General features: G+C 55.1%; 1 protein-coding gene. It reads left to right on the forward strand.

Going from position 1 to position 263, the window contains the following annotated elements:
• Nucleotides 1–3: 3 nt before the first annotated feature.
• Nucleotides 4–263 (forward strand): LysR family transcriptional regulator (locus tag Q4563_RS23775; protein WP_442903827.1); only part of this gene is annotated, 260 nt, incomplete at its 3' end.

Genomic DNA, 263 nt, shown 5'->3' on the forward strand with positions numbered 1-263 from the left:
GACTTGCAGTCTTTTATCTGTCTGGCGTCGGTATTGCATTTGGGACGGGCTGCAGAACAGCTGCATATGAGTCCATCGACACTCAGTCGCAGGCTGGCACGAATGGAACAGGAAGTTGGGGTACCTTTGCTGAATCGTGACCGAATGCAGCTGTCGTTAACCCGTGCCGGAGAACGATTTGGCCAACATGCGGAACAGACCCTGTTCTCCTGGCAAACCCTGAGGCATGAAGTCAATGTGGGGGTCAGCAAGCTGTCCGGGCG

The sequence above is a fragment of the Gilvimarinus sp. 1_MG-2023 genome (assembly GCF_030548285.1).